Source organism: Xylophilus sp. Leaf220 (genome assembly GCF_001421705.1).
In the GTDB taxonomy this organism is placed as follows: domain Bacteria; phylum Pseudomonadota; class Gammaproteobacteria; order Burkholderiales; family Burkholderiaceae_C; genus Xylophilus.
The window spans coordinates 361,135-379,667 of record NZ_LMKO01000001.1; the positions used below are offsets into that span (position 1 = coordinate 361,135).

Annotated in this window: 14 protein-coding genes; 13 read left to right on the forward strand and 1 reads right to left on the reverse strand. The window is 70.1% G+C overall.

The genetic code is table 11. The features are described from left to right. Nucleotides 1–176: 176 nt before the first annotated feature. The 5 genes from puuE (at nucleotide 177) to ASE76_RS01685 (ending at nucleotide 6,731) form a co-directional block, all read left to right on the forward strand. Complete coding sequence (puuE, locus tag ASE76_RS01665; protein ID WP_055833739.1) at nucleotides 177–1,133, forward strand: allantoinase PuuE; 957 nt, start codon at nucleotides 177–179, stop codon at nucleotides 1,131–1,133. Nucleotide 1,134: 1 nt separating this feature from the next. Beyond that, a complete protein-coding gene (gene uraD, locus ASE76_RS01670) occupies nucleotides 1,135–2,955 on the forward strand; it encodes a 2-oxo-4-hydroxy-4-carboxy-5-ureidoimidazoline decarboxylase (protein WP_055833742.1) in 1,821 nt (606 codons plus the stop codon). Between the two features lie 108 nt (nucleotides 2,956–3,063). Continuing rightward, nucleotides 3,064–4,308, forward strand: a complete 1,245-nt coding sequence (locus ASE76_RS01675; RefSeq protein ID WP_055833745.1) for an ArgE/DapE family deacylase — start codon at nucleotides 3,064–3,066, stop codon at nucleotides 4,306–4,308. Nucleotides 4,309–4,342: 34 nt separating this feature from the next. Next, entirely contained in the window at nucleotides 4,343–5,980 is a 1,638-nt protein-coding gene (locus ASE76_RS01680; RefSeq protein WP_055833748.1) for a HAMP domain-containing sensor histidine kinase, read from the forward strand. A 67-nt stretch (nucleotides 5,981–6,047) separates the two neighbouring features. After that, a complete protein-coding gene (locus ASE76_RS01685; protein ID WP_055833753.1) occupies nucleotides 6,048–6,731 on the forward strand; it encodes a response regulator transcription factor in 684 nt (227 codons plus the stop codon). Between the two features lie 15 nt (nucleotides 6,732–6,746). On the opposite strand, the gene ASE76_RS01690 is transcribed toward ASE76_RS01685, so the two are convergent. Then, nucleotides 6,747–7,166, reverse strand: a complete 420-nt coding sequence (locus tag ASE76_RS01690; protein ID WP_055833756.1) for a DUF1810 domain-containing protein — start codon at nucleotides 7,164–7,166, stop codon at nucleotides 6,747–6,749. Between the two features lie 195 nt (nucleotides 7,167–7,361). On the opposite strand from ASE76_RS01690, the gene ASE76_RS01695 reads away from it, so the two are divergent. The 8 genes from ASE76_RS01695 to ASE76_RS01730 all read left to right on the forward strand — a co-directional run bounded on the left by ASE76_RS01695 (nucleotide 7,362) and on the right by ASE76_RS01730 (nucleotide 18,523). After that, nucleotides 7,362–9,665: an NADP-dependent malic enzyme gene (locus ASE76_RS01695; protein WP_055833759.1), complete on the forward strand. Its 2,304-nt coding sequence runs from the start codon at nucleotides 7,362–7,364 to the stop codon at nucleotides 9,663–9,665. 180 nt (nucleotides 9,666–9,845) lie between these two features. Continuing rightward, on the forward strand, nucleotides 9,846–11,477 hold the full coding sequence (locus ASE76_RS01700) for a GMC oxidoreductase (protein WP_236698301.1): 1,632 nt from the start codon (nucleotides 9,846–9,848) through the stop codon (nucleotides 11,475–11,477). Nucleotides 11,478–11,503: 26 nt separating this feature from the next. Further along, a complete protein-coding gene (locus ASE76_RS01705; protein WP_082447840.1) occupies nucleotides 11,504–14,194 on the forward strand; it encodes a glucosidase in 2,691 nt (896 codons plus the stop codon). A 42-nt stretch (nucleotides 14,195–14,236) separates the two neighbouring features. After that, nucleotides 14,237–15,007 (forward strand): SDR family NAD(P)-dependent oxidoreductase, encoded by a 771-nt coding sequence (locus tag ASE76_RS01710; RefSeq protein ID WP_055833763.1) that lies wholly within the window; start codon nucleotides 14,237–14,239, stop codon nucleotides 15,005–15,007. 218 nt (nucleotides 15,008–15,225) lie between these two features. Further along, nucleotides 15,226–16,272 carry an ABC transporter substrate-binding protein gene (locus tag ASE76_RS01715; RefSeq protein WP_055833766.1) on the forward strand — a complete coding sequence of 349 codons (1,047 nt, stop codon included), beginning with the start codon at nucleotides 15,226–15,228 and terminating at the stop codon, nucleotides 16,270–16,272. A 108-nt stretch (nucleotides 16,273–16,380) separates the two neighbouring features. Next, nucleotides 16,381–17,232, forward strand: coding sequence for an ABC transporter ATP-binding protein (locus tag ASE76_RS01720; protein WP_055833769.1), 852 nt, complete (start codon nucleotides 16,381–16,383; stop codon nucleotides 17,230–17,232). Between the two features lie 18 nt (nucleotides 17,233–17,250). Continuing rightward, entirely contained in the window at nucleotides 17,251–18,015 is a 765-nt protein-coding gene (locus tag ASE76_RS01725) for an ABC transporter permease (RefSeq protein ID WP_055833773.1), read from the forward strand. Continuing rightward, a complete protein-coding gene (locus ASE76_RS01730; RefSeq protein ID WP_156362492.1) occupies nucleotides 18,008–18,523 on the forward strand; it encodes a nucleoside deaminase in 516 nt (171 codons plus the stop codon). The genes ASE76_RS01725 and ASE76_RS01730 overlap by 8 nt, the downstream gene beginning before the upstream one ends. Nucleotides 18,524–18,533 lie beyond the last annotated feature (10 nt).

The window sequence follows — 18,533 nt, forward strand, 5'->3', positions numbered from 1 at the left end:
ACGGCCCGGCACCGCGCACAGCCTTGGTGCACCCCGGAATCCTCCGGCGCGGTAGGCCAGAATCTCGGGCGGTGCGGCCCCGGCGGCGATCGCGGTACTCGCGTTTTCGAGAAGAATGCGGTTCTGCCCCGGCCCGTGCCGTTGCCCCGCGACGCGACCCTCACCACCCTGCTTGCATGACCACTTCCGCCGTGTACGACGCCACCCTTCCCTATCCGCGCGACCTGGTCGGCTACGGCCGCCACCCGCCGCACGCGCAGTGGCCGGGCGGCGCGCGGATCGCGGTGCAGTTCGTCCTCAACTACGAGGAAGGCGGCGAGAACGCCACGCTGCACGGCGATGCCGGATCGGAGCAGTTCCTCTCGGAGATGTTCAACCCGCCGGCCTTCCCCGACCGTCACATGAGCATGGAGGGCATCTACGAGTACGGCTCGCGTGTCGGCGTCTGGCGCATCCTGCGGGCGTTCGAGGAGCGCGGCCTGCCGCTCACCGTGTTCGGCGTCGGCATGGCCCTGCAGCGCCACCCAGACCTGACCCGCGCCTTCGTGGAACTGGGCCACGAGATCGCCTGCCACGGATGGCGCTGGATCCACTACCAGGGCGTGGACGAGGAAACCGAGCGCGCCCACATGCGCCTGGCACTCGACACCATCGCGCAGATGACCGGCGTGCGGCCCGAGGGCTGGTACACCGGCCGCGACAGCCCCCGCACCCGCCGCCTGGTGGCCGACGACGGCGGCCTGGCCTACGACAGCGACTACTACGGCGACGACCTGCCCTTCTGGATGAAGGTGCGGCGCACCGACGGCACGGTGGTGCCGCGCCTGGTGGTGCCCTATACGCTCGACACCAACGACATGCGCTTCTCGCTGCCCCAGGGCTTCGCCCACGGCGAGGACTTCTTCACCTACCTGCGCGACAGCTTCGACGCGCTGTACGCCGAAGGTGCCGAAACGCCCCGGATGCTCAGCATCGGCATGCACTGCCGGCTGCTCGGCCGGCCGGGGCGCATCGGCGCGCTGCACAAATTCCTGGACCATATCCAGAAGCACGACCGCGTCTGGATCTGCCGCCGCATGGACATCGCCCGCCATTGGCAGGCGGTGCACCCCCACACCGAACAAGGCGCCTGACATGCCGATCACCCTGGACCAACTCAATGCCGCGTCGCCTGCGGAAGCGGCGGCGCTGCTCGACGGCCTGTACGAGCATTCGCCCTGGATCGTCGAGCAAACGGTCGCAGCGGCTACCGCTGCGGCAGCGCCGTTCCGGTCGGTCGCGCATTTCAAGCATGCGCTGGCGGCCACCGTGGCGGCCGCGCCGACGGAGGCGCAGTTGGCGCTGATCCGCGCCCACCCCGAGCTGGCCGGCAAGGCGATGGTGGACCGGTCGCTCACCGCCGAATCGACGAACGAGCAGCAGGCCGCCGGCCTGACCCGGTGCACGCCCGAGGAGTTCGCCCGCATCCAGCAGCTCAACGCCGACTACAACGCGCGCTTCGGCTTCCCGTTCATCCTGGCGGTGCGCGGGCCGCGCGGCACCGGGCTGGGCAAGGCGCAGATCATCGCCACCTTCGCCCGCCGGCTGCGCCACCACCCCGACGCCGAGCGCGACGAGGCGCTGCGCAACATCCACCGCATCGCCGAGATCCGGCTGGCCGACAAGTTCGGCACCGCGCCCACGCTGGGCGACGCGGTGTGGGACTGGCAGGAGTCGCTGGCCGACTTCAGCGACCCGGGCTTCGCCGAGCAGGGCCAGCTCACCGTGCTCTACCTCACCGAGGCGCACCGGGCCAGCGCCCGCCGCATCGCCGGGTGGATGCGCGAGAGCGGCTGCGACAGCGTGTCGATCGACGCGGTCGGCAACGTCGTCGGCCGCTACGAGGCCGCCGCCGGCGCCGGCCCGGCGGCCCCCACGCTGATGACCGGGTCGCACTACGACACGGTGCGCAACGGCGGCAAGTACGACGGGCGGCTGGGCATCTTCGTGCCGCTGGCCTGCATCCGCGAACTGCACCGCCAGGGCCGCCGCCTGCCCTTCGCGATCGAGCTGGTGGGCTTCGCCGAGGAGGAAGGCCAGCGCTACAAGGCGACCTTCCTCGGCTCCGGCGCGCTCACCGGGGACTTCAAGCCCGAATGGCTCGACCAGCAGGACGCCGACGGCATCACCATGCGCGCCGCGATGCAGCACGCCGGGCTGCCCGCCACGCTCGAGGCCATCGCCGCGCTGCGGCGCGACGCGGCGCGCTACCTGGGCTTCGTGGAGGTGCACATCGAACAGGGGCCGGTGCTGACGGAGCTCAACCTGCCGCTGGGCATCGTCACCTCGATCAACGGCAGCGTGCGCTGCGTCTGCGAGGTGATCGGCACCGCCAGCCATGCCGGCACCACGCCGATGGACCGCCGTCGCGACGCCGCCGCGGCCGTGGCCGAGCTGGCCGTCTACCTGGAGCAGCGGGCCTCGCTCGACGGCGATTCGGTCGGCACCATCGGCATCCTGGAGGTGCCGGGCGGCTCGCTCAACGTGGTGCCGGGCCGCTGCCGCTTCACCCTCGACATGCGCGCGCCCAACGACCCGCAGCGCGACGCGCTGGCCGCCGACGTGCAGGCGATGCTGGCCGCGATCTGCGCCCGCCGCGGCGTGCACTTCACCCTGGAGGAGACCGAGCGCGCCGCCGCCGCGCCGAGCGCGCCCGCATGGCAGGCGCGCTGGGAAGCGGCGGTCGAGTCGCTGGGCGTGCCGCTGCACCGCATGCCCAGCGGCGCCGGCCACGACGCGATGAAGCTGCACCGCATCCTGCCGCAGGCGATGCTCTTCGTGCGCGGCGAGAACGGCGGCATCAGCCACAACCCGCTCGAGAGCAGCAGCAGCGAGGATATGGACCTGGCGGTGCGCGCCTTCCAGCGGCTGCTCGACGGGCTGGAGACCGAGGCCGCCGCCGCCGTCGCGACCTGATCTGCAACGCTTCGCTATAGTATTGATAGCTAGAGGTCGGCGCCATTCGCCGGCCGCAGGCACTTTTCATTCATAAACCGGCCTCTGCACGCCGCAGGGGCTCCTGCCATGACCGCATCCGACCACGCCACCGACTACGACCGCCTCGACACCTGGATCGACGCCCACTTCGACGAAGAAATGCGCTTCCTGCAGGAGCTGGTGCGGGTGCCCACCGACACGCCGCCCGGCAACAACGCGCCCCACGCCGAGCGCACCGCCACGCTGCTGCAGGCCTTCGGCTTCGAGGCCGAGCGCCATCCGGTGCCGCAGGCCGAGGTGCAGGCCTACGGCATGGAGTCGATCACCAACCTGATCGTGCGCCGCAAATATGCGGACGGCGGCCGCACCGTGGCGCTCAACGCCCATGGCGACGTGGTGCCGCCCGGCGACGGCTGGTCGCACGACCCCTACGGCGCCGAGATCGAGGGTGGCGCCGTCTACGGCCGGGCCACCGCGGTGAGCAAGGGCGATTTCGCGAGCTTCAGCTTCGCGGTGCGGGCGCTGGAATCGCTGGGCGCGCCGCTCAAGGGCGGGGTGGAGCTGCACTTCACCTACGACGAGGAGTTCGGCGGCGAACTCGGCCCCGGCTGGCTGCTGAAGCAGGGCCTGACCAAGCCCGACCTGCTGATCGCCGCCGGCTTCTCCTACGAGGTGGTCACCGCCCACAACGGCTGCCTGCAGATGGAGGTGACGGTGCACGGCAAGATGGCGCACGCCGCCATCCCCGCCAGCGGCGTGGACGCGCTGCAGGGCGCGGTCGCGATCCTCAACGCGCTCTATGCGCAGAACACGGCCTACCGCCAGGTGCGCTCGCAGGTCGAGGGCATCAACCACCCGTACCTCAACGTCGGCCGGATCGAGGGCGGCACCAACACCAACGTCGTGCCCGGCAAGGTGGTCTTCAAGCTCGACCGCCGGATGATCCCCGAGGAGAACCCGGCCGAGGTCGAGGCGTCGATCCGCCAGGTCATCGCCGACGCGGCCGCCACCCAGCCCGGCATCGCCGTCGAGATCCGCCGCCTGCTGCTCGCCAATGCGATGCGCCCGCTGCCGGGCAACGCGCCGCTGGTGGAGGCGATCCAGAAGCACGGCCAGGCCCTCTTCGGCCAGCCGATCCCGGCGATGGGCACGCCGCTCTACACCGACGTGCGGCTGTATGCCGAGGCCGGCATCCCCGGCGTGATCTACGGCGCCGGCCCGCGCACCGTGCTCGAATCGCACGCCAAGCGCAACGACGAGCGGCTGCAGCTCGACGACCTGCGCCGCGCGACCAAGGTGATCGCCCGCGCCCTGCGCGACCTGCTGGCCTGAGCGGCACGGCGGCAGCGGCAGCGACGTCCGGCCCATGTTCCGCTTCAAGATCTCGATGGCGCTCGGCCTGCTCGTCGCACTGGTGTGCGTGCAGGCGGCCTTCGTCTACATGGGATCGGTGCGGGTCTACGACTATGCGCAGCACAGCCGGCTGGCGAGCGACATCCTGGCCGAGCTGGTGGAACTCTCGGCCAACAAGCAGCGGCTGCGGGTCTGGGCCTCGCAGCGCCTGATGAACGCGGCCGATGCGTCGCCCGAGACCCGCACCGCGCTGCTCGCCCGGATGCGCGCCAGCGCCACCACCCTGCAGGACCTGGCGCGCCGCGACCAGGAGCTGCTGGAGAAGCTGTCGGGCCAGGCGATGGTGGAGCCGCCGGCCGACGGCCAGCGTCTGGTGGCCGTCACCGACCTGCTCGACGACAACATCGTGGCGGTGCAGAACCGGCTGCTGGCGCTGGCGCCGCTGAGCGCGGGATCGGATTTCGGCGCGGTGTGGCAGGAGCTGAACGGCGTCTTCAACCAGGCCCGCGGCCGCGACCTGCGCGAGCTGATCGACAGCGCGATCGAGCGGCAGCGCACGGTGGTGCCGGCGGCGCGGGCCGCCACCGCCAGCGGCCTCGACGCGCTGCGGATGCAGGCCATCGGCATGGCGGCGGTGACGCTGCTCGCCTCCATCGTGATGGCGCGCTGGCTGGGCGGCAACCTGCAGCAGCCGCTGGCCCGGCTGATGGCGGGAATCCGGCAGCTGCAGGCCGGACGGCTCGACCACCGGGTGCGCATCGATTCCGAGGACGAGTTCGCCAAGGTGGCCGAGCAGTTCAACACCATGACCGACGAGCTGCAGCAGCACCGCACCCGCGCCGACGCCACCCGCCAGCAACTGGAGACCGCGGTGCAGGACCGCACCGCCGAACTGCGCCAGGCCCACGAGACGCTGCAGCGCATCGACCAGCGCCGCCGCCAGCTCTTCGCCGACCTGAGCCACGACCTGCGCACCCCGGCCACCGCGATCCGCGGCGAGGCCGAGATCGCCCTGCGCGGCGCCGACCGGCCGGTCACCGAGTACCGGCAGACTTTGTCGCGCATCGTCGGCGGCGTGGGCCAGCTCTCAGACGTGGTCGAAGACCTGATGCTGGTCGCCCGCGCCGATGCCGACCAGCTGATCCTGCGGCCCGCTCCGGTCGACCTGGCCGCCCTGCTGCACGAGGCCGCGGACCAGGCCGGCACCCTGGGCGCCGCGCGCGGCGTGCGGGTGCTGCTGGAAGCCAGCGGCGATGCCGGACTGCCGCCGCCCCGGGTCCACGCCGACGAGGACCGGCTGCGCCGCGCACTGATGGTGGTGCTGGACAACGCGGTCAAGTACTCCCACCCCGACGGCACGGTGCGGGTCATGTGGTCGCACGGCACGGCCGAGGCGGTGGTGCGGGTGCGCGACCAGGGCATCGGCATCGAACCCGCCGAGATGCCCCACGTCTTCGAGCGCTTCGTGCGCGGCGACCGGGCGCGCCGGCACCGGGCCGACGGCAGCGGCATCGGCCTGTCGATCGCGCATTCCATCGTCACCGCGCACGGGGGCCGCATCGCCCTGCAGAGCGTGCCCGACGGCGGCACGACCGTCGAGATAACCCTGCCGGTGCTGGCGCACCGCAGCGCGGACGAGGCGGCCGCATGAAACACCCCTGCCGTTTCCGCCACCCTGGCCGCCGCCCTGCCGCGGCACCGGCCCACAGAGGAATCCGATGAGCATCCTGGTCGTGGAAGACGACGCCCGTGTCGGCGATTTTCTGGTACGCGGCCTGCGGGCCGAGGGCTACCAGGTGCACTGGGCCCGCACCGGGGACGAGGGGCTGGAAGCGGCCCGCACCGGCGCGCCCCTGCTGATGATCCTCGACCTGATGCTGCCCGGACTGGGCGGCCTGGAGGTCTGCAGGACGCTGCGCGCGGAGGGCCTGCAGATGCCGGTGCTGATGCTCACCGCGCTGAGCAGCCTGGAGGACAAGGTGCACGGCCTGCGCCTGGGCGCCGACGACTACCTGACCAAGCCCTTCGCCTTCGACGAGCTGCTGGCCCGCATCGAGGCCCTGCTGCGCCGCGGCCGCACCCAGCAGCCGCGGCCGAACCAGCTCCAGGTGGCCGACCTGGTGCTCGACCGCGAACGGATGCAGGCCCGCCGTGCCGGCCAGCCGCTGGCCCTGACCGCCAAGGAGCTGGCCTTCCTGGAACTGCTGATGGGCGCCCCCGGCAAGGTGCACAGCCGCGAGCGCATCCTGGCCGCCGTCTGGGGCACACACGAGGACCCGCTGACCAACGTGGTCGACGTCTACGTGCGCCGGCTGCGCGCCAAGGTGGACGAGGGCCATCCGCTGCAGCTGATCAAGACGGTGCGCGGCTTCGGCTACCGGCTGGACGACAGCGCCGACTAGAAGGCGCCGCGCCCGCTACAGCCGCGCCAGCGTCTGCGGGTCCGCTTCGCCGCCGTGGAAACGCTGTAGAGCCCCGGCGTATACCGGATCGGCATCCTGCACCGCCGAGAAAAGCGTCATGCTCGAGCGGAACTTGAGGTCGTCGGGCGATCCGAAGATCGCATGGGCGGATCGGCCGGGCACCGCCAGCACCAGGGCGGTACAGGCGTGCAGCCGCGTGCCGAGCACCGGATGCGCCAGGTAGGCCCGCGCTTCGTCGGACGAGGCGATCGCGTAGCGCTGCGCCATGGCGCTATGGCCCAGGCCCGCGATCTGCGGGAACACGAACCACATCCAGTGGCTGCGCTTGCGGCCGGCGCGCAGCTCGTCCATCGCGGAGGCGATCACCGGCTGCTGGGCGTCGAGGAAACGCTGGAGATCGAAGGAGGATGTCATCGGCCGAGCTTCGCATGGTCCGGGCGGGCATGCACCACCACCGGCCTTCGCATCCGCTGCGGCGCTGCATGGCGCCCGCCATGCCGAAACCGCATGCCGGCGGGCTTCGCAGGGCATGAGCGGCCTGCGCGGCCGCCGATCCGGGTAAGCTCGCAGCCCCCCTTCGTGGGGATCCATCGCACCCAGGAATCGTCCATGTCCCAGACCCTCTCCCCCGCCGAACAAGCCCTGCGCGACGCTGCGCGCGAGTACCACCGCACGCCCGTCCGCGGCAAGATCTCGGTCACGCCGCTCAAGCCCCTGTCCAACCAGCGCGACCTGTCGCTGGCGTACTCGCCGGGCGTCGCCTACCCCTGCCTCGACATCCAGGCCGACCCGTCGCTGGCCTACGAGTACACCTCGCGCGGCAACCTGGTCGGGGTCATCACCAACGGCACCGCGGTGCTGGGCCTGGGCGACATCGGCCCGCTGGCCGGCAAGCCGGTGATGGAGGGCAAGGGCTGCCTGTTCAAGAAGTTCGCGGGCGTCGACGTGTTCGACATCGAGCTGGCCGAGCGCGACCCGGACAAGCTGGTCGAGATCATCGCCGCGCTGGAGCCGACGCTCGGCGGCATCAACCTCGAGGACATCAAGGCGCCCGAATGCTTCTACATCGAGAAGCAGCTGAGCGAGCGGCTCAACATCCCGGTCTTCCACGACGACCAGCACGGCACCGCGATCATCTCGTCTGCCGCGCTGCTCAACGGCCTGGAGCTGGTGGGCAAGCAGATCGGCGCGGTGAAGGTCGCGGTATCGGGCGCCGGCGCCGCGGCCATCGCCTGCCTGGACGTGATGGTCGGCCTGGGCGTCAAGCGCGAGAACATCTTCGTGGTCGACTCCAAGGGCGTGATCCACGACGGCCGCACGAACCTCGACATCTCGAAGCAGCGCTACGCCCAGAAGACCGATGCCCGCACCCTCGCCGACGTGGTGAACGGCGCCGACGTGTTCCTCGGGTGCTCCGCCCCCGGCGTGCTGACCGCCGAGATGGTCAAGACCATGGCAGACAAGCCGATCATCCTGGCGCTGGCCAACCCCGAGCCCGAGATCCGGCCCGAGCTGGCCAAGGCGGTGCGGCCGGACTGCATCATCGCCACCGGCCGGTCGGACTATCCGAACCAGGTCAACAACGTCCTGTGCTTCCCCTACATCTTCCGCGGCGCGCTCGATTGCGGCGCCACCAAGATCACCGAGGCGATGAAGCTCGCCTGCGTGCGCGAGATCGCCGACCTGGCCAAGGCCGAGACCAGCGACGAGGTGGCCGCCGCCTACCCGGGCCAGGAGCTGGTCTTCGGCCCCGACTACCTGATCCCCACGCCGTTCGACGCGCGCCTGATCCTGAAGATCGCCCCTGCCGTCGCCAAGGCCGCGCAGGAGTCGGGCGTGGCCACCCGGCCGATCGAGGACTTCGACGCCTACCGCGAGAACCTCACCCGCTTCGTCTACCAGACCGGCATGTTCATGCGTCCGGTATTCACCGCCGCCAAGGCTGCGCCGCAGCGCGTGGCCTATGCCGAGGGCGAGGACGAGCGCGTCCTGCGTGCGGTGCAGGTCGTGATCGACGAGCAGCTGGCCAGGCCGATCCTGATCGGCCGCCCGGCGGTGATCGAGGCCCGGGTGCTGAAGGCCGGCCTGCGCATCAAGCTCGGCCACAACGCCGAATGCGTCGACCCCGAGGACGATCCGCGCTTCCGCCAGTACTGGGAGGCCTACCACGGCGCGATGGGACGCAACGGCATCACGCCCGAGGCCGCCAAGGCCGCCGTACGCCGCAGCAACACCCTGATCGCCGCGTTGATGGTCCAGCTGGGCGATGCCGACGCGATGCTCTGCGGCCTGGTCGGCCGCTACGACCACCACCTGCAGCATGTGCAGGACGTGATCGGCCTGAAGGAAGGCGCGCACGAGTTCGCCGCCCTCAACGCGCTGATGCTGCCCGAGCACACGCTCTTCATCGCCGACACCTACATCAACGACGCGCCCGACGCCGAGCAGCTGGCCCGCATCGCGCTCGCCGCGGCAGAAGAGGTGCAGCGCTTCGGCCTGCCGCCGAAGGTGGCCTTCCTGTCGCACTCCAACTACGGCACCTCGACCCGGCCGTCGGCACTCAAGATGCGCGCCGCGCACGAGCGCTTCCGCGCCCTGGCGCCGCACATCGAATCCGACGGCGAACTGCACGGGGATGCCGCCCTGTCGGAGACCGTGCGCGCCAACGCGGGCCTGGCCGACAGCGCCCTGACCGGCTCGGCCAACGTGCTCATCTGCCCCAACCTGGATGCGGCCAACATCCTGTTCAACGTGCTGAAGACCACCAGCGGCCAGGGCATGACCATCGGTCCGATCCTGCTGGGCGCGGCCGCTTCGGTGCACATCCTCACCCCGTCGTCCACCGTGCGCCGCATCGTCAACATGACGGCGCTGGCCGGGGCGAAGGCGGTGAAGGCCACCGTGCAAGGCTGACGCTGCGCGGCCGGCAGGCCGGACCGGTGCGGACCGCGCGGCCGGCACCGGCCCGGCTTTTTTTGGGCCACTCGATTCTGTAAGACGGCACCGCTTTGTGCCGGGACACCGTGCGGCACCGAGAGACGCGAACCTATGATGCGTCCCACCCGGCAGACGACGGCCGGCAGAAAGCCCCACGTGTCCCCTGAAGAACGCTACGACCTGATCGTCGTGGGCTCCGGCCCTGGCGGTGGCGCCCTGGTGCAGCGCCTGGCCCCTACCGGCAAGCGCATCCTGGTGCTGGAGCGGGGCGAATACCTCCCCCGTACCCAGGCCAACTGGGATTCCAAGACCGTCTTCGTCGACGGGGCCTACCAGGCCAAGGACACCTGGTACGGTGCCGACGGCCGCAGCTTCCACCCCGGCCTGCACTACTGTGTCGGCGGTAATTCGAAGGTCTACGGCGCGGCGCTGCTGCGGATGCGGGAGCGGGATTTCGACGCGGTGCGGCATGCGGACGGCATCTCGCCCGCCTGGCCCCTGCCCTACGCCGCCTTCGAGCCCTACTACGCGCAGGCCGAGCGCCTGTTCCACGTCCACGGGCAGCGCGGCGAAGACCCGAACGAGCCGCCCGCGAGCGGCGCCTTCCCCCATCCGGCCGTCGCGCACGAAGCCCGCATCGCCCGCCTGGCCGAGGACCTGCGCCGCCAGGGTGCCCATCCCTTCCACCTGCCGCTCGGCATCCTGCTCGACGAAGTGGACGGCAAGCCCACCCCCACCAGCCGATGCATCCGCTGCGACGCGTTCGACGGTTTCCCCTGCCTGCTCAACGGCAAGGCCGATGCGCAGGTCACCTGCATCGACCCCACGCTGGCCGCCTGGCCCAACGTGACGCTGATGACCGGCGCCTATGTCTCGCGGCTCGAGACCGATGCCGCGGGCCGCACGATCACCGGGGTGCAGGTCGAACACCGCAGCGGCCCGTGCAAGGGCGAGCGGGCCTGCTACCGGGCCGATATCGTGGTGCTGGCCTGCGGTGCGCTCAGTACCGCGCTGCTGATGCTGCGCTCTGCCAACGACCAGCATCCGCAGGGCCTGGCCAACGGCTCCGACCAGTTGGGCCGCAACTACATGCGTCACAACCAGTCGGTGCTGATGGCTGTGGCGCGGGAGCCCAACGACACGGTGTTCCAGAAGACGCTGGCCGTCAGCGACTACTACTTCGGTTCGGACGACTGGGACTATCCGCTGGGCCTGATCCAGATGTGCGCCAAGTCGCATGCCGACCAGATCCGCGCCGAGGCGCTGCCCGGCTGGCTCGAATGGCTGCCCGGCATGCCCTTCGAGATGCTGGCTCGCCATTCGATCGACTTCTGGCTCTCCAGCGAAGACCTGCCACGCCCCGAGAACCGCATCTCCCTGCGGCACGACGGCCAGGTGGTGCTGGACGTGACCGAGAACAACATGGAGGCGCACCGCCGGCTGCGCGCCAAGCTCGAAGACCTGCTGCGCCACTGCGACGTGCACCCGCACCTGCTGGAGCGCAGCCTGTATTTCGGCAAGAACATCCCGATCGCCGGCACCGCGCACCAGGCAGGCACCGCCCGCTTCGGCACCGACCCGCGCAGCTCGGTGCTCGACCTCGACTGCCGCACCCACGAGATCGACAACCTGTACCTGGCCGATGCCAGCTTCTTCGTCTCGATCGGCGCGGTGAACCCGACGCTCACCATCATCGCCAACGCGCTGCGGGTGGCAGACCGGATCAAGGAGCGCCTGGGCGCCGCCGACCGGGGCCCGGCGTCCACCGCCGCGACATCCACCGTCTAGCGCCCGATACCTGCCCACCCCGCTTCATGCCGACCGACACTTCCGCTGCGCCCGACGACGCCGCCAGCTCTCCCGATCCTCTGACCAACGGCGCGCCCTGGATGCTGTGGGGCCCCTACCTCGCCGAACGCCAGTGGGGCACGGTGCGGGAAGACGCCAGCGAAGACGGCGAAGCCTGGGACGCGCTGACCCACGACATGGCCCGCAGCGTGGCCTACCGCTGGGGCGAGGACGGCATCGGCGGCATCAGCGACGAGCACCAGCGCCTGTGCCTGTCGCTGGCGCTCTGGAACGGGCAGGACCCGATCCTGAAGGAGCGGCTCTTCGGCCTGTCGAACGCCGAAGGCAACCACGGCGAGGACGTGAAGGAGCAGTACTGGTACCTGGACAACCTGCCCGACCACCGCTGGATGCGGATGGTCTACCGCTATCCGCAGGCCGCGTTTCCGTACACCCAGCTGGTGGCAGAGAACGCACGCCGCAGCCGGGCCGACCCCGAGTACGAGCTGGCCGACACCGGCATCTTCGACCAGGGCCGCTACTTCGATGTGGAAATCGCCTGCGCCAAGGCCGGCGAACACGACCTGCTGCTGCGCTACACCGCGCACAACCGCGGCCCGGACGACGCGCCGCTGCACCTGCTGCCCACGCTCTGGTTCCGCGCCGATCCTGCCGCCAATGCAGACATGCCGGCGGGCCTGTCCGCCGGACCCGACGGCACCTTGCTCGCACGGCACCCGACCCTGGGCCGCTACACCTGCCGGGTCGAGAGCGACGGCGCGGCGCCGGAGTGGCTCTTCACCGACAACGCCACGAATGCCGAACGCGCGGAGGCGCTCGGTGCCCGTTCCTGGCCCACGCCGCCCGCCTCCCGGGGATGCTTCAAGGACGCGTTCCACGAGCGGGTGGTGCAGGGGAATTCGGCGGCGGTGTCGGCCGAACCGCGCGGCAGCAAGGCCTGCGCCTGGTTCGCGCTGCAGGTGCACGCGGGCGGTGCCGCGTCGGTGCGGCTGCGGCTGTCCCGGGACGACGCGGCGGTGCCGGTCGGCGGCTTTGCGGACTTCGACCGGCAGATGGACGTTGCCCGGACCGGTGCAGACGCCTTCTATGCGCGCCGCCAGAACCCGGACCACACCGCAGAGCAGCGTGCGCTGCAACGCCAGGCCTGGGCCGGGCTGCTGTGGAGCAAGCAGTTCTACGCCTACGACGTGTCGCACTGGCTCGACGGCGAGCCGGGCTGCTCCGCGCTTCCGGCCGCGCGCAAGAAGGGCCGCAACGCCGGCTGGCGCCACGTGCGGGCCCACGACATCGTGCTGATGCCCGACAAATGGGAATACCCGTGGTTCGCCTCGTGGGACCTGGCTTTCCACGCCATCGCGGTGGCACCGGTCGATCCGGCCCTCGCCAAGCGCCAGCTCACGCTACTGCTGCACGACCGCTACATGCACCCCAACGGCCAGATTCCGGCCTACGAATGGAATTTCGGAGCGGCCAATCCGCCGGTGCAGGCGCTGGCGGCCTGGAAGGTCTACCAGACCGACGCCGCGATCACCGGCACGCCCGACACCGCCTTCCTGCGCCACGTGCTGCACCGGCTGATGCTCAACTTTACCTGGTGGGTCAACCGGCAGGACAGCAGCGGCAACAACATCTTCCAGGGCGGCTTCCTGGGCCTGGACAACGTGGGCGTCTTCGACCGCAGCCAGCCGCTGCCGGGCGGCGGCGTGCTGGAACAGGCCGACGGCACCAGCTGGATGGCGATGTACGCGCTCAACCTGATGCGCATCGCGATGGAGCTGGCGCTGGACGACCCGGTCTACGAAGACCTGGCGATCAAGTTCGGCGAGCATTTCTTCTACATCGCCGGTGCCATGGCCAACATGGGCGGGGTGGAGGGCGCGGGCCTCTGGGACGAGGAAGACGGCTTCTACTACGACCAGGTCCAGATGCCCGACGGCGCCAGCAGCCGGTTGCGGCTGCGCACCGTGGCGGGCCTGATCCCGTTCCTGGCGGTCGAGGTGCTGGACGCCGCCCGCGTCCGCAAGCTGGGCCGGCTGCGCCACCACCTGCAGGTCTTTCTGCAGGGCCGGCCCGATCTGGCGGCGCTGGTCAGCCACTGGCAGGAGCCGCATGCGCACGGCGCAGCGGGCCACGCGAACGGCAACAGCCTGCACCTGTTCAGCCTGCTGCGCGGCCACCGCATGAAACGGGTGCTGCGGCGGGTGCTCGACGAGAAGGAATTCCTGTCGCCGCACGGAATCCGCTCGGTGTCGAAGGCCTACGGCGACCAGGCTTTCGACTATGCGCTGGGCGACACCCACTACGGCCTGCACTACACCCCGGCCGAGAGCGACAACGACATGTTCGGCGGCAACAGCAACTGGCGCGGCCCGGTGTGGATTCCGCTCAACTACCTGATCGTCGAATCGCTGCGGCGCTTCCATGCCTACTACGGCGACGACTTCCTGGTCGAATGCCCCACCGGCTCGGGCCGGATGCTGTCCATCCGCGGCGTGGCCGATTTCCTGCAGGAGCGCCTGCTGTCGCTGTACCTGCCCGGACCCGGCGGCCAGCGCACCGGCTGCGGCGCGCCCGGCGAGCAGCAGGCCACCGACGGCATGCTGCTGTTCCACGAATACTTCCACGGCGACACCGGCCGCGGCCTGGGCGCCAGCCACCAGACCGGCTGGACGGCGCTGCTCGCGGTGCTGCTGTAGCGCCGCCGGTTCGTTCTTCATCCCCTCAACCCAAGGATTCCCATGTCACGCCTCACCGGAAAGAAAGCCCTCGTCACCGGCAGCACCCAGGGCATCGGCGCAGCCTGCGCACTACGGCTGGCGCAGGACGGTGCCGACGTCGCGCTGAACGGCCGAGACCCCAACAAGCCACCGCAGGAACTGATCGCGCAGATCGAGGCGCTGGGCCGCAAGGCGGTGTACCTAGCCGCCGACGTCGGCGACGCGAAAGGTGCCGCCGGCCTGGTCGACCGGGCGGTGGGGGCCCTGGGCGGGCTGGACCTGCTGGTCAACAACGCCGGCCTGGAGAAGCGTGCCGATTTCTGGGACGTGACCGAGGAAGACTACGACCTGGTGATGAACGTCAACCTGAAGGGCGTCTTCTTCGCCACCCAGGCCTTCGTGCGGCACCGTCGCGCTGTGCGGCAGCCGGGGGCCATCGTCAACATGAGCTCGGTGCACGAGGAGATCGCGTTCCCGCATTTCGCGTCGTACTGCGCGAGCAAGGGCGCGTTGCGGATGCTGACGCGCAACCTGGCGACCGAGCTGGCGCCGCTGGGCATCCGCATCAATAACGTCGCCCCCGGCGCGATCGCCACGCCGATCAACACCGCGCTGCTGCAGAACTCCGCGCAGCGCAAGGCACTCGAAGCGCAGATTCCGCTGGGCCGCATGGGCACGCCGAAAGACGTCGCCGGCCTGGTGGCGTTCCTGGCCAGCGACGACGCGGGCTACATCACCGGCAGCACCCACTTCGTGGACGGCGGGCTGACTTACCACTACACCGAGCAGTAGACGCAGCGGTCTGCAACGGACCGGCACTAGGCGCAAAATGTGACCAATGCACCAATACGGCGCACCGCCGCGTGCCGCGCCGCGCTCATCGGCGAATAGCACCCCCGCAGTGCAGGCGCGCACCACAAAGGGCTTTGCACCGGTGCATGCCCGGTTGACGCGGGCACTGTTTTTGCTCAGTGTAGATATCAGTAACTTTCTACACGGATGCCTTACCCATGACCAAGCGCGCGTTCCTCCGCTCCACCCTCCGACTGGCTGCCGTGACGGCGGCGATGGCCCTCGGCACCGTCCAGGCGCAGGCCCAGGCGCTCACCCCGGTCAAGTTCCAGCTGGATTGGCGCTTCGAAGGCCCGGCCGCCCTGTTCCTGGTGCCGGCGGCCAAGGGCCACTTCAAGCAGGCGGGCCTGGACGTGACGGTGGATGCGGGCAACGGGTCGGGCGGCACGGTGACGCGGGTGGCCTCGGGCAGCTACGACATCGGCTTCGCCGACCTGGCCTCGCTGATGGAGTTCCATGCCAACAACCCCGAGGCGCCCAACAAGCCGGTCGCGGTGATGATGGTCTACAACAACACGCCGGCCTCGGTGATGGCGCTCAAGAAGTCGGGCATCACCAAGCCGGCCGACCTGGCCGGCAAGAAGCTCGGAGCGCCGGTGTTCGACGCGGGCCGCCGTGCCTTCCCGATCTTCGCCAAGGCCAACAACGTCGGCAACGTGCAGTGGACCGCGATGGATCCGCCGCTGCGCGAGACGATGCTGGTGCGCGGCGACATCGATGCGATCACCGGCTTCACCTTCACCTCGCTGCTGAACCTGGAAGCCCGCGGCGTGAAGGCCGCCGACATGGTGGTGCTGCCCTATCCCGACTACGGCGTGAAGCTCTACGGCAACGTGATCATCGTCTCGCCCAAGTTCCTGAAGGAAAAGCCCGAGGCGGTGAAGGCCTTCCTGGCGGCTTTCGCCAAGGGCGCGAAGGAAGTGCTGGCCAACCCGGCCGCCGCGGTCGAGACGGTCAAGGCCCGCGACGGCATCGTCAACAGCGAGTTGGAAACCCGCCGCCTGAAGCTGGCGATCGACACGGTCATCAACAGCCCCGACGCGCGCGCCGAGGGCTTCGGCCAGGTCAATGCGGGCCGGCTGGCGCTGATGGCGTCGCAGGTCTCCGACGCTTTCGCCACCAAGACCCGCGTCAACCCCGACGCGGTCTGGAACGGCAGCTTCCTGCCGCCGGCGGCGCAACTCGACCTGCTGCCGCGCAAGTGACCGGCCCGGCGCCGGGCGGCGGAAGGTCTCCCCGCCTGGCGCTATCTTTTTAATAGCTGGTGGTCGGCGCGGAACGCCGGCCACGGCCTCTTTTCATTCGTAAAACGCATGTCCACCGCCGCCGAACCGTACTTCGTCGACTTCCGAGACGTCTGGCTCGCCTACAACGAGGAATTGCTGCGTGCAAACCACTTCGCGGTCGAGGCGATCGACCTGCAGGTGCGCCGCGGCGAGTTCATCGCGATCGTGGGACCGTCGGGCTGCGGCAAGTCGACCTTCATGAAGCTCACCACCGGGCTGCGCATGCCGTCGATGGGCAAGATCCTGATCGACGGCCAGCCAGTGACCGGGCCGCTGAAGATTTCGGGCATGGCCTTCCAGGCGCCGTCGCTGCTGCCGTGGCGCACCACGGTCGACAACGTGCTGCTGCCGCTGGAGATCGTCGAGCCGTTCCGCTCCAGCTTCAAGCAGAAGAAGAAGGAGTACGTCGAGCGCGCCCGCACGCTGCTGCAGAAGGTGGGCCTGGGCGGCTACGAGGACAAGTTCCCGTGGCAGCTGTCGGGCGGCATGCAGCAGCGCGCCAGCATCTGCCGCGCCCTGATCCACGAGCCGAAGATGCTGTTGCTCGACGAGCCCTTCGGCGCGCTCGACGCCTTCACCCGCGAGGAGCTGTGGTGCATCCTGCGCGACCTGCAGGCCGAACAGGGATTCAACGTCATCCTGGTCACCCACGACCTGCGCGAGAGCGTGTTCCTGGCCGACACGGTGTACGTGATGAGCAAGAGCCCGGGCCGCTTCGTCGTCAAGCGCGAGATCGACTTTCCCCGCCCGCGCCCGCTGGAGTTGACCTACACCAAGGAATTCACCGACATCGTGCTGGAGCTGCGCAGCCACATCGGCGCGATCCGCTCGCCGGTGCTGGCCGGCGCCGCCGCCCCCGCCACCGCCCTGCCGCAATAGAACAAGCCGAGACGCCCCATGCGCAACAAGAACCTGGAACGCTGGTCCCCCTGGATCCTGCTGGTGATCACCATCGCGCTCTGGCAGATCGTCTGCAGCGCCTTCGACATCTCGGAGTTCATCTTCCCGAGCCCGCTGCGCATCTGGACGCAGTTCATGGAATACAAGGCGATCATCGCCGGCCACGCCTGGCGCACCTTCTGGGTGACGATGGTGGGCTTCGGCATCGCGATCGTGGTGGGCGTGCTGCTGGGCTTCGTGATCGGCAGCTCCCGCCTCGCCTATGCCGCGATGTACCCGCTGATGACCGCCTTCAACGCCCTGCCGAAGGCCGCCTTCGTGCCGATCCTGGTAGTGTGGTTCGGCATCGGCGTGGGGCCTGCGATCCTCACCGCGTTCCTGATCAGCTTCTTCCCGATCATGGTCAACATCGCCACCGGCCTGGCCACGCTGGAGCCCGAGCTGGAAGACGTGCTGCGCGTCCTGGGCGCCAAGCGCTGGGACGTGCTGGTCAAGGTGGGCCTGCCGCGGTCGATGCCCTACTTCTACGGCTCGCTGAAGGTGGCGATCACGCTGGCCTTCGTCGGCACCACCGTCTCGGAGATGACCGCCGCCAACGAGGGCATCGGCTACCTGCTGATCTCCGCCGGCTCCAGCATGCAGATGGGCCTGGCCTTCGCCGGCCTGCTGGTGGTCGGCGCGATGGCGATGGCGATGTACGAGCTGTTCAGCGTCATCGAGAAGCGCACCACCGGCTGGGCGCACCGCGGATCGAATGCCTGACCGCGCCGAACCCACCGGCGCGCCGATGACGCCTGCCAAGGCCGTCGTCGCTCTGCGCCGCGCCAACGCGGTGGCGGAGCGTGCGATGGCGATGGGCCGGCACCCCTTCGGCGCGCTGCTGGTCGCGCCCGACGGCGAGACGGTGCTGGCCGAGCAGGGCAACATCGACACCGTCAACCATGCCGAATCGACCCTGGCCCGCGCCGCCGCATCGACCTACCCCGGCGCCTACCTGGCGCGGTGCACCCTGGTCACCACCTTCGAGCCCTGCGCGATGTGCGCCGGCACCGTCTACTGGGCCGGCATCGGCCACCTGGTCTACGGCGCGGAAGAAACCGCGCTGCTCGCCCTGACCGGCGACCATCCCGAGAACCCGACCCTGGCGCTGCCCTGCCGCGACGTCTTCGCCCGCGGCCAGCGCCCGGTGCGGGTCACCGGCCCGGTGCCGGAAGTCGCTGACGAGATGGTCGCGCTGCACCGCGGCTTCTGGAACCGCCCCCCCGGCTGACGGCCGGAAC

Excerpts from the sequence above, each read along its gene's own strand:
- puuE (WP_055833739.1), top strand. The coding sequence starts at position 177 with ATGACCACTTCCGCCGTGTACGACGCCACCCTTCCCTATCCGCGCGAC.
- uraD (WP_055833742.1), top strand. The coding sequence starts at position 1,135 with ATGCCGATCACCCTGGACCAACTCAATGCCGCGTCGCCTGCGGAAGCG.
- ASE76_RS01675 (WP_055833745.1), top strand. The coding sequence starts at position 3,064 with ATGACCGCATCCGACCACGCCACCGACTACGACCGCCTCGACACCTGG.
- ASE76_RS01680 (WP_055833748.1), top strand. The coding sequence starts at position 4,343 with ATGTTCCGCTTCAAGATCTCGATGGCGCTCGGCCTGCTCGTCGCACTG.
- ASE76_RS01685 (WP_055833753.1), top strand. The coding sequence starts at position 6,048 with ATGAGCATCCTGGTCGTGGAAGACGACGCCCGTGTCGGCGATTTTCTG.
- ASE76_RS01690 (WP_055833756.1), bottom strand. The coding sequence starts at position 7,166 with ATGACATCCTCCTTCGATCTCCAGCGTTTCCTCGACGCCCAGCAGCCG.
- ASE76_RS01695 (WP_055833759.1), top strand. The coding sequence starts at position 7,362 with ATGTCCCAGACCCTCTCCCCCGCCGAACAAGCCCTGCGCGACGCTGCG.
- ASE76_RS01705 (WP_082447840.1), top strand. The coding sequence starts at position 11,504 with ATGCCGACCGACACTTCCGCTGCGCCCGACGACGCCGCCAGCTCTCCC.
- ASE76_RS01710 (WP_055833763.1), top strand. The coding sequence starts at position 14,237 with ATGTCACGCCTCACCGGAAAGAAAGCCCTCGTCACCGGCAGCACCCAG.
- ASE76_RS01715 (WP_055833766.1), top strand. The coding sequence starts at position 15,226 with ATGACCAAGCGCGCGTTCCTCCGCTCCACCCTCCGACTGGCTGCCGTG.
- ASE76_RS01720 (WP_055833769.1), top strand. The coding sequence starts at position 16,381 with ATGTCCACCGCCGCCGAACCGTACTTCGTCGACTTCCGAGACGTCTGG.
- ASE76_RS01725 (WP_055833773.1), top strand. The coding sequence starts at position 17,251 with ATGCGCAACAAGAACCTGGAACGCTGGTCCCCCTGGATCCTGCTGGTG.
- ASE76_RS01730 (WP_156362492.1), top strand. The coding sequence starts at position 18,008 with ATGCCTGACCGCGCCGAACCCACCGGCGCGCCGATGACGCCTGCCAAG.